13 protein-coding genes are annotated in these 8766 nt (G+C 64.2%); 10 read left to right on the top strand and 3 right to left on the bottom strand.

The window, feature by feature from the left end; all coding sequences use genetic code 11:
- The first annotated feature begins 51 nt into the window (after positions 1 to 51).
- The 8 genes from J2S32_RS12965 (at position 52) to J2S32_RS12930 (ending at position 5684) form a co-directional block, all read left to right on the top strand.
- Complete coding sequence (locus tag J2S32_RS12965; RefSeq protein ID WP_253522010.1) at positions 52 to 1386, top strand: acyl-CoA dehydrogenase family protein; 1335 nt, start codon at positions 52 to 54, stop codon at positions 1384 to 1386.
- The gene (locus J2S32_RS12960; RefSeq protein WP_050599626.1) at positions 1386 to 2471 is read left to right on the top strand and encodes a Zn-dependent alcohol dehydrogenase; all 1086 of its coding nucleotides are present in this window, start codon (positions 1386 to 1388) and stop codon (positions 2469 to 2471) included. The genes J2S32_RS12965 and J2S32_RS12960 overlap by 1 nt, the downstream gene beginning before the upstream one ends.
- Entirely contained in the window at positions 2471 to 3550 is a 1080-nt protein-coding gene (locus tag J2S32_RS12955; protein ID WP_253522008.1) for a phosphotransferase family protein, read from the top strand. Before J2S32_RS12960 ends, J2S32_RS12955 begins: the two co-directional genes overlap by 1 nt.
- Before the next feature lie 49 nt (positions 3551 to 3599).
- Positions 3600 to 4424, top strand: coding sequence for a 2,3,4,5-tetrahydropyridine-2,6-dicarboxylate N-succinyltransferase (gene dapD, locus J2S32_RS12950; RefSeq protein ID WP_253522005.1), 825 nt, complete (start codon positions 3600 to 3602; stop codon positions 4422 to 4424).
- An 80-nt stretch (positions 4425 to 4504) separates the two neighbouring features.
- The gene (locus J2S32_RS12945) at positions 4505 to 4816 is read left to right on the top strand and encodes a hypothetical protein (protein WP_253522002.1); all 312 of its coding nucleotides are present in this window, start codon (positions 4505 to 4507) and stop codon (positions 4814 to 4816) included.
- A gap of 22 nt (positions 4817 to 4838) precedes the next feature.
- Positions 4839 to 5066 (top strand): DUF2945 domain-containing protein, encoded by a 228-nt coding sequence (locus J2S32_RS12940; RefSeq protein ID WP_253521999.1) that lies wholly within the window; start codon positions 4839 to 4841, stop codon positions 5064 to 5066.
- Positions 5066 to 5260, top strand: a complete 195-nt coding sequence (locus J2S32_RS12935; RefSeq protein ID WP_253521995.1) for a DUF3008 family protein — start codon at positions 5066 to 5068, stop codon at positions 5258 to 5260. Before J2S32_RS12940 ends, J2S32_RS12935 begins: the two co-directional genes overlap by 1 nt.
- The gene (locus J2S32_RS12930; protein WP_253521993.1) at positions 5238 to 5684 is read left to right on the top strand and encodes a DUF1810 domain-containing protein; all 447 of its coding nucleotides are present in this window, start codon (positions 5238 to 5240) and stop codon (positions 5682 to 5684) included. The genes J2S32_RS12935 and J2S32_RS12930 overlap by 23 nt, the downstream gene beginning before the upstream one ends.
- A 19-nt stretch (positions 5685 to 5703) precedes the next feature.
- Here the strand turns inward: J2S32_RS12930 and J2S32_RS12925 are convergent, their stop codons facing one another.
- Positions 5704 to 6978, bottom strand: coding sequence for a dipeptidase (locus J2S32_RS12925; RefSeq protein WP_253521990.1), 1275 nt, complete (start codon positions 6976 to 6978; stop codon positions 5704 to 5706).
- A gap of 68 nt (positions 6979 to 7046) precedes the next feature.
- Between J2S32_RS12925 and J2S32_RS12920 the strand changes: the two genes are divergently transcribed.
- Together J2S32_RS12920 and J2S32_RS12915 are read left to right on the top strand one after the other, a co-directional pair.
- Positions 7047 to 7337: a DUF427 domain-containing protein gene (locus J2S32_RS12920; RefSeq protein ID WP_253521987.1), complete on the top strand. Its 291-nt coding sequence runs from the start codon at positions 7047 to 7049 to the stop codon at positions 7335 to 7337.
- A 34-nt stretch (positions 7338 to 7371) separates the two neighbouring features.
- The gene (locus J2S32_RS12915) at positions 7372 to 7770 is read left to right on the top strand and encodes a DoxX family protein (protein ID WP_253521984.1); all 399 of its coding nucleotides are present in this window, start codon (positions 7372 to 7374) and stop codon (positions 7768 to 7770) included.
- 4 nt (positions 7771 to 7774) lie between these two features.
- Here J2S32_RS12915 and J2S32_RS12910 read toward each other — a convergent pair whose 3' ends face one another.
- Both J2S32_RS12910 and J2S32_RS12905 read right to left on the bottom strand, forming a co-directional pair.
- Positions 7775 to 8026, bottom strand: coding sequence for an SWIB/MDM2 domain-containing protein (locus tag J2S32_RS12910; RefSeq protein WP_253521981.1), 252 nt, complete (start codon positions 8024 to 8026; stop codon positions 7775 to 7777).
- Positions 8027 to 8051: 25 nt separating this feature from the next.
- Entirely contained in the window at positions 8052 to 8636 is a 585-nt protein-coding gene (locus J2S32_RS12905) for a YbhB/YbcL family Raf kinase inhibitor-like protein (protein ID WP_253521979.1), read from the bottom strand.
- Positions 8637 to 8766 lie beyond the last annotated feature (130 nt).

Raw genomic sequence — 8766 nt, 5'->3', positions numbered from 1 at the left:
CTTCTGCCAGTTTCATGGCGCAACCGATTTGAGAGAGAAGAGGATCAGACGATGGATTTCCAACCGACAGAACGGCAAGCATACTGGCGCGACCGGGTGAAGAACTTCATCGAAGATCACGTCCGTCCCGCCGTACCGACCTACAAGCAGCAGGACGCCGAAGGCGATCGCTGGAAGGTCATTCCCGTGGTCGAGGAACTGAAAGCCAAGGCCAAGAAGGAAGGCATCTGGAACCTCTTCATGCCGCCCCGCAATGACGGCCACCATCATGTCGAGGAAAGCTTCGAATTCGAAGGGCCGGGCCTGACCAATCTCGAATATGCGCTGTGCGCCGAGGAAATGGGCCGCATCGGCTTTGCGTCGGAAGTGTTCAACTGCTCCGCGCCCGATACCGGGAACATGGAGGTGTTCCACCGCTACGGCACGCGCGAACAGAAGGACAAATGGCTCACCCCGATCATGAATGGCGAGATCCGTTCCGCCTTCCTCATGACCGAGCCCTTCACCGCATCTTCCGACGCCACCAACATCGAAACCCGGATCGAGCGGGACGGCGACGAATACGTTATCAACGGCCGCAAGTGGTGGTCTTCGGGCCTGGGCGATCCGCGCTGCAAGGTCGCCATCGTAATGGGCAAGACCGATTTCTCGGCCGGCCGCCATGCCGCGCAGTCGATGCTGCTGATGCCGACCGATGCCGAGGGCGTCACCGTACTGCGCCACCTGCCCGTGTTCGGCTATGACGATGCGCCGCATGGCCATATGGAAGTCGAGCTCAAGGACGTGCGCGTGCCCGCCACCAACATGCTGCTGGGCGAAGGCCGCGGCTTCGAGATCGCGCAGGGCCGCCTCGGACCGGGCCGCATCCACCACTGCATGCGCACCATCGGCGTGGCCGAGGAAGCGCTGCACAAGATGTGCAAGCGCCTCCAGGAACGCGAAGCCTTCGGCAAGCCGATCTACAAGCACTCGGTCTGGGAAGAGCGCGTGGCGCAGGCGCGGATCGATATCGACATGACCCGCCTGCTGTGCCTCAAGGCCGCGGACATGATGGATACGGTCGGCAACAAGGCCGCCAAGCAGGAAATCGCCATGATCAAGGTGCAGGCGCCGAACATGGCGCTGCGCATCATCGACAATGCGATCCAGGCGCATGGCGGCGGCGGTGTGTCAGACGATTACGGTCTCGCCAATGCCTATGCCCACCAGCGTACGCTGCGGCTGGCCGATGGCCCCGACGAAGTCCACGCCCGCTCGATCGCGCGGATGGAGTTTGCCAAGCATCTGCCCGAGGAAGGCCCCAGCGCCAATGCGCTGCGCGACGGCAAAATCCCCAATGCGGGCAATGCCAATTTCAGCTCGGGCGACATGGGAGCGACGCGCTGATGGCGAAGGCGGCAATCCTCGAGCAGGTCGGCGGCCTCACCATCGGTGAGGTCGAGCTGGCCGATCCCGCACCGCACGAAGTGCTGATCGACACCAAGGCCTGCGGTCTGTGTCATTCGGACCTGCATTTCATCGACGGCGCCTATCCGCACCCGCTGCCGGCCATTCCGGGCCATGAGGCAGCGGGCGTGGTCCGCGCAGTCGGCAGCGAGGTGAAAACGGTCAAGCCGGGCGACCATGTGGTCTCCTGCCTGTCCGCCTTCTGCGGGCATTGCGAGTTCTGCGTGACCGGGCGGATGGCCCTGTGCCTCGGCGGCGATACCCGCCGGGCGCAGACCGCCGCGCCGCGCATCACGCGCAATGGCGGCGAGCCCGTTGCGCAAATGCTCAACCTGTCGGCGTTTGCCGAGCAGATGCTGATCCACGAACATGCCTGCGTCGCGATCGACAAGGACATGCCGCTCGACCGCGCGGCCATTATCGGCTGCGCGGTGACCACCGGGGCAGGCGCGATCTTCAACGCCTGTTCGGTCGTTCCCGGCGAAACCGTAGCGGTCATCGGCTGCGGCGGCGTGGGGCTGGCGACGATCAATGCCGCCAAGATCGCCGGTGCGGGCAAGGTCATCGCGATCGACCCGCTGGCGGAAAAGCGCCAGCTGGCCGAAGTGCTGGGCGCGACGCATACGGTCGACGCCATGGCCGACGATGCGGTCGAACAGGTGATGAAGATCACCGGCGGCGGCGTGCACCACGCGATCGAGGCGGTCGGCCGGCAGGCATCCGCCGACCTCGCGGTGAAGGTGCTGCGCCGCGGCGGCACCGCCACGATCCTCGGCATGATGCCGCTCGACTGCAAGGTCGGACTGGGCGCGATGGATCTGCTGTCGGGCAAGAAGCTGCAGGGCGCGATCATGGGGATGAACCACTTCCCCGTCGACCTGCCGCGGCTGGTCGATTTCTACATGCGCGGCCTGCTCGATCTCGACACGATCATCGCCGAACGCATCCCGCTCGAAAAGATCAACGAAGGCTTCGAGAAGATGAAACAGGGCACCTCGGCCCGCAGCGTGGTGGTGTTCGACTGATGGCGGAAGACCAGCCCATCGATTTCGACAAGGAGATGGTCGGCACGGTCGCAGTGCCCGAGGCCGACCAGCTCGACCTCGCCGCGCTGACCGCGTGGTTCGAGGCCAATGTCGACGGCTTTTCCGGGCCTATCAGCTACACCAAGTTCAAGGGTGGGCAGTCGAACCCGACCTATCGCATCGACACGCCGGACCGCAGCTACGTGCTGCGCCGCCAGCCGTTCGGCAAGCTGCTGCCCAGCGCACATGCGGTCGACCGCGAATACAAGGCGATGCACGCGCTCGGCCCGACCGGCTTCCCCGTGCCCAAGACCTATGGCCTGTGCGAGGATCCCGGGGTCATCGGTAGCAAGTTCTTCGTCATGGGCCTCGCCGACGGGCGGTCCTTGTGGAACGGCTCGCTGCCCAACAACACGCCCGAGGAACGCCGCGCGATCTACAATGCGATGATCGACACCTTTGCCGATCTACACCTGAAGGATCCCGAGGCGATCGGACTGGGCGATTACGGCAAGCCGACCGATTACTGCGCGCGGCAGATCAGCCGCTGGTCGAAACAGTACAAGCTGTCCGAGACCGAGCACATGCCGCAGATGGAACGGCTGATCGAATGGCTCCCCCAGACGATCCCGCCGCAGCACGAATCCAGCGTGGTCCACGGCGACTACCGGCTCGACAACATGATCTTCCACAAGACCGAGAACCGCGTGATCGCGGTGCTCGACTGGGAGCTATCGACGCTGGGCGACCCGATTGCCGACTTCAGCTATCTCATGCTCAACTGGCACAACCCGCACGATGGCCGCGCGGGGCTGGAGGGGCTCGACCTCGAGGCACTGGGCATTCCCACCAAAGATGAAGCGGTCGAACGCTACGTTGCGCGCACCGGCTATCCCGTCCCGCCGATGGACTGGTATTTCGCCTATAACCTCTTCCGGCTGGCGGGGATCATGCAGGGCATCAAGAAGCGCGTGATCGACGGCACCGCCTCGAGCGCGCATGCCAAGTCGATGTCCGAACGCGTCGCGCCGCTGGTCGAGCGCGCGTACCAGTTCGCACAGGCTGCGGGGATGGACTAGCGCGCCGACGCTGCTAACGAACGCTCCGGAATTGCAAACGGAGACCAGCATGAGCGCCGACCTCGAAAGCCGCATCGAAGCTGCGTGGGAAGACCGCGCCAATGTCACGCCGCAAAGCGCGGACGTGCGCGAGGCGGTGGAAGCGGCGCTGGGCATGCTCGACAGCGGCACCGGCCGTGTCGCCGAGCCTGATGGCAAGGGCGGCTGGACGGTCAACCAGTGGCTCAAGAAGGCAGTGCTGCTGAGCTTCCGGCTCAATGACAACCGCGTGATGGATGGCGGCAGCGCGGGTCATCCGGCGTTCGACAAGGTGCCGAGCAAGTTCGCCGGTTGGGACGATGCGGCTTTCCGCGCAGCAGGCTTCCGCGTGGTCCCCGGCGCGGTCGCGCGCGAAGGCGCTTATATCGCCCCCGGCTGCGTGCTGATGCCCAGCTTCGTCAACATCGGCGCCTATGTCGGCAAGGGCACGATGGTCGATACCTGGGCCAGCATCGGCAGCTGCGCGCAGATCGGTGAGAACTGCCATATCTCGGCAGGCGCAGGGATCGGCGGCGTGCTCGAACCGATGCAGGCCAATCCGACGATCATCGGCGACAATTGCTTCATCGGCGCGCGCAGCGAAATCGTCGAAGGCGTGATCGTCGGCGAAGGCAGCGTCGTGGCGATGGGGGTCTTCATTACCCAGTCGACCAAGATCGTCTACCGCGACACCGGCGAGGTCATCCGCGGGCATATCCCGCCTTTTTCGGTCGTCGTGCCCGGCACCATGCCCGGCAAGGATGGCGGCCCCGGCCTCGCCTGCGCGGTGATCGTCAAGACGGTGGACGCGCAAACCCGCGAAAAGACCGGCATCAACGAGCTGCTGCGCGACTGACAATACGGAACATTCGCCGCGCAGAAACGTAAATCTCCCTGACACACGCGGGATCGCGTCCATCGAGGGAGTACAGTTTCATGCACAAGCAAGGCGAAGAAATCCACGTCACCGACACCGAAGCAAGCGGTGGTTCCAAGGAAGGCGTTGTGCGCTGGGTGCTGGCTGGCGGCCTGCTGCTGGCGATCCTGTTGCTCTCGATCACCTGGATCGTGCCTGCGCTGAGCACGGGCGATGTCGAGGAGGAAGGCACGGTCAGCGGCCAGATCTCCTCCACGGAAGATGACGGCGACACCACCGACAGCATCATCACCGATCTGGGCGACGACCAGATCGCTACACCCGATGACCAGGCCACCACCGAAGACGGCCTCGAAATCGTCGAGAACTGAGCGCTGGCGAAAGAGAGGTCGCATGAGCAATCCGAACAGCTTCCAGACCGACCAATATGTCGAATGGAACTGGGGTAACGGCAAGGGTAAGGGCCAAGTGGAGGAGCGTTTCGAACGCGAGGTCACCCGCACCCTGCAGGGAACCGAAGTCACCAAGGACGGCGATGCCGAAAATCCCGCCTATCTCATCAAACAGGAAGACGGCGACGAAGTGCTGAAACGCGGTTCCGAGCTGTCGGAGCAAGACTGATGCCTGCACAATCCAAAGCCCAACAGCGTGCCGCCGGAGCGGCGCTTTCCGCCAAGCGCGGTGACACCAAGGTCGGCGACCTCAGGGGCGCATCGAAGGACATGTACGATTCCATGACCGAAGAGGAACTGGAGGATTACGCCTCGACCGATCTTGACGGCCTGCCCGAGCATGTCGACGACGACGACGATTGAGCCTGCGGGCTTCGCGCATTTCCTGACCGCGCAGGACGGCGGGGTCTTCGAGCGGGCGCTCGATGAAATCCGTGCCGGGGCGAAGACCAGCCACTGGATGTGGTTCGTCTTCCCGCAGATTGCCGGGCTCGGCAAAAGCGCCACCGCGCACAAATTCGCGCTTGCCGACCGCCACGCAGCACGCGCCTATTGCCGCCACGAGGATCTGGGTCCGCGGCTGTTCGAAGCGACCGAAGCAATGCTCGACTGGGCCGGCACGATGGACGCCAGGGATATCCTCGGCGCGGTCGATGCGATGAAGTTCCGCAGTTCGATGACGCTGTTCGAAGCGGCCTGCGACGACGAGGATACCCAGGTTTTTGCGCACGCGCTCGACCAGTTCTTCGGCGGCGAGCGCGATCCACTGACGCTGGCGAAACTGTAAACCGCGCGCTGGCGGGGGCCTATTCTGCCCCGTCGCGCGGTTCGCCCGCCGGATATTCATACGGCGGCAGGTCAGCCGCACTCGCTGCATAGGCTTCCGCCGCGCGCATGACGCGCATCATATTGCGCGAGGCGATCTTCTCGAGCTCGTCCTGCGTATAGCCGCGCCGCGCGAGTTCGACGAACAGCGCCGGATAGCCGGTGACATCCTCCATCCCGATCGGCCCGGTAGGCATGCCGTCATAGTCCCCGCCGATGCCGATATGGTCGATCCCCGCCACCGCGCGGATATGGTCGATATGGTCGGCCATGTCCGAGATGGTCGAAACTGGCGCGCGGTTCTGCGCGTCCCATTTGGCCAGCTGCGCTTCGACCGTGTCGGGCAGGCCGGGATAAAGCGCTTTCAGCCGCGCTTCTTCACCGGCGCGATCGGCCGCATGGGTGCGCAGTTCCTCGGTGACATACCACGGCAGCGCCACCACCATCACGATCCCGCCATTCTCGGGCAGGCGGGCAAGCACGCCGTCGGGCACATTGCGCGCGTGGCCGTTGATTGCGCGCGCGCCCGAATGGCTGAAGATCACCGGGGCCTGCGCGGCGTCGAGTGCATCGGTCATCGCCGCATCGCTCACATGGCTCAGATCGACCAGCATGCCGATGCGGTTCATTTCGCGCACCACATCCATGCCGAAGGCGTTGAGCCCATCATGTTGCGGCGCATCGGTCGCGCTGTCGGCCCAGCCCAGCGTCTTGCCATGCGTCAGCGTCATGTAGCGCGCGCCCATATCGTACATCTGGCGCAGCACGGCGAGGCTCGAACCGATCGAATGGCCGCCTTCCATGCCGAGCAGCGAGGCAATCCGCCCCGCCGCCATCGCTTCCTCGACATCATCGGCGGTCAGCGCGAGTTGCAGCGCATCGGGATAACGCGCAATCAGCCGCTTGGTCACGTCGATCTGCTCGACGGTGGCCTGCACCGCTTCGGCTTCGGGCAGGTTGGCGCTGACATAGACCGACCACCACTGCGCCCCGACCTCGCCCAGGCGCAGCCGTGCGAGGTCCGAATGCATCGCTTCGCGGCCATCGCGCGCGGTATCGAGCGTATCGCGAAAATCGAAGCTATTGATCACATTGCCCAGCCGCGAACGCAGCTGGATGGGTACGTCGTTGTGCCCGTCCCAGACCGGTGCCGCTTCGAGCGCGGCAGCGGCGGTGCGTTCGGCCTTGTCCTGCGCCAGCGCCGGGGTTCCGAAGGAGAGAGCGGCAGCGGCGGAAGCGAGCAGGAAATGGCGCATGAACAGGAACCCCTTGATGTAGTATGCCCCGTCCTAGCAAAGAGGCGCGGCAAGGAAAGGCCCCAATCATGACCATCACCGCCCGCTGGAAAGGCGAAACGCTGGCCCGCAGCGACGACACGCTCGTTGTCGAAGGCAATCACTATTTCCCCGCGGGCGATGTCATGCGCGGCGTGCTCGTACCGAGCGAGACCACCAGCCATTGCGGGTGGAAGGGCACGGCGAACTATTATTCGATCAATGCGGGCGGCGCGATCAATACCGACGCTGCCTTCTACTATCCCGAACCGCTGGAAGCCGCCGCCGCGATCAGGGACCGGATCGCCTTCTGGAAAGGCGTCGAGGTGGTCGAACTGTGAGCACACTTCGGGCGATTGCCAGAGGTCCGCGCGCGTGATCCGGCACACTCTGCGCTGGTTGCTCGCGGCCTTCTATGCCTTCGCCGGATATGTGCACCTCGCCAACCCGGCCCCGTTCCTGTCGATCATGCCGACATGGGTGCCCGCGCCCGAGGCGGTGGTGTTATGGACCGGGATCGCCGAACTGCTGGGTGCGGCGGCGCTGGCGCAATGGACCAGCCTGCCGCTGCGCCGCGTAGGGGCCATCGGACTGGCGCTTTACGCAGTGTGCGTTTTTCCTGCGAACATCCATCACTTCGCGCTCGATCTGGCGCGCCCGGATGGCGGGCTCGGGCTCGGCTATCATGCGCCGAGAATGATCGCGCAGCCACTGGTCGTGTGGCTGGCGTTGTGGACCGGCGGCGTAACGGACTGGCCGCTGCGCCGCCGGTAACACCTTAGCTCATGTGCTTCGAGACGGCGCCCGTCATCTTGAACATCGAGATCTGTTCCTTGCCGATCACCGCGCCGAGCTTGTCGTCGGGGTTGATCATGCGCCGATCCTTGGAATCCTGCAGGTCGTTCGCCTTGATGTGATCCCACACCTTGGAGGTGACCTGGGCGCGGGTCATCGGACCCTTGCCAACCACGGTTTCCAGTTCCGGCGAAAGATTCACCGGCTTCTGCAGTGCGTTGTTCTTGCCAGCCATGACAGTTCCTTTCCTTGGCTATGCTTCAATCGACGTCGCCAAGATCCTCGACATCCAGTTCCTCGACCTCATGGCCTTCGAACCGGGCTGTCAGGACCGCGGCGGCGGTTACATGCCCGTCAAGATTACGGACGAGTTCTTCGAGCGTCGCCCCCGGCATCAGCGTGAGCGGGAGGTCGACTGCAAAAAGCTGAAAGATATAGCGATGCTCTTCGCCCAGCGGCGGATCGGGCAGCAGCCATTCCGAATTGCCGTGGGAATTCTTGCCGGTGCGCGGCGGGGTTTCGCCTTCCATCAGCTTTCCCTTCTGCGGCGCAAGGCCCCAGACGGTCCAATGGACGTGCCCCTTGTCGGCATCCTCGACGACCAGCACCAGCTCGTGCGCGCCCGGCGGCGGCGCGGTCCATTCGAGCGGCGGCGCGACGGCATCTTCCTCGACCGCGGTAAAGGAAGGATCGAGTTCGCCCTCGTGACGGAATGCTGCACTGGTCAGGGTAAAGCCGCCCCGGCCGAGCACGCGCTCGTCGGCAACCTTCTCCAGCGTGAGCGTATGCCCGATGGCACCTCCGCCAATCGCATTCTGAACCCAGGGCGCAACGCCGCTAGCCATGAAAACTCCTGTATTTGCGCCACTGCGGCGTATTCCGGTCGACCTTTAAGGCATAGCTGCGGGCGACAAACCATCCCGCGATCCGAAATTTGCACCGTTTTTGAGGGAAACCGGGGCTTGCCAGAGACCA

It is taken from the genome of Qipengyuania citrea (assembly GCF_024171405.1).
Classification (GTDB): domain Bacteria; phylum Pseudomonadota; class Alphaproteobacteria; order Sphingomonadales; family Sphingomonadaceae; genus Qipengyuania; species Qipengyuania profunda.
The sequence above is the reverse complement of the archived record's forward strand: the minus strand, read 5'-3'. Positions and strand labels throughout refer to the sequence as shown.

Bases quoted from the DNA above. Each gene is read 5' to 3' on its own strand.
- J2S32_RS12965 (WP_253522010.1), top strand. From the start codon at position 52: ATGGATTTCCAACCGACAGAACGGCAAGCATACTGGCGCGACCGGGTG.
- J2S32_RS12960 (WP_050599626.1), top strand. From the start codon at position 1,386: ATGGCGAAGGCGGCAATCCTCGAGCAGGTCGGCGGCCTCACCATCGGT.
- J2S32_RS12955 (WP_253522008.1), top strand. From the start codon at position 2,471: ATGGCGGAAGACCAGCCCATCGATTTCGACAAGGAGATGGTCGGCACG.
- dapD (WP_253522005.1), top strand. From the start codon at position 3,600: ATGAGCGCCGACCTCGAAAGCCGCATCGAAGCTGCGTGGGAAGACCGC.
- J2S32_RS12945 (WP_253522002.1), top strand. From the start codon at position 4,505: ATGCACAAGCAAGGCGAAGAAATCCACGTCACCGACACCGAAGCAAGC.
- J2S32_RS12940 (WP_253521999.1), top strand. From the start codon at position 4,839: ATGAGCAATCCGAACAGCTTCCAGACCGACCAATATGTCGAATGGAAC.
- J2S32_RS12935 (WP_253521995.1), top strand. From the start codon at position 5,066: ATGCCTGCACAATCCAAAGCCCAACAGCGTGCCGCCGGAGCGGCGCTT.
- J2S32_RS12930 (WP_253521993.1), top strand. From the start codon at position 5,238: ATGTCGACGACGACGACGATTGAGCCTGCGGGCTTCGCGCATTTCCTG.
- J2S32_RS12925 (WP_253521990.1), bottom strand. From the start codon at position 6,978: ATGCGCCATTTCCTGCTCGCTTCCGCCGCTGCCGCTCTCTCCTTCGGA.
- J2S32_RS12920 (WP_253521987.1), top strand. From the start codon at position 7,047: ATGACCATCACCGCCCGCTGGAAAGGCGAAACGCTGGCCCGCAGCGAC.
- J2S32_RS12910 (WP_253521981.1), bottom strand. From the start codon at position 8,026: ATGGCTGGCAAGAACAACGCACTGCAGAAGCCGGTGAATCTTTCGCCG.
- J2S32_RS12905 (WP_253521979.1), bottom strand. From the start codon at position 8,636: ATGGCTAGCGGCGTTGCGCCCTGGGTTCAGAATGCGATTGGCGGAGGT.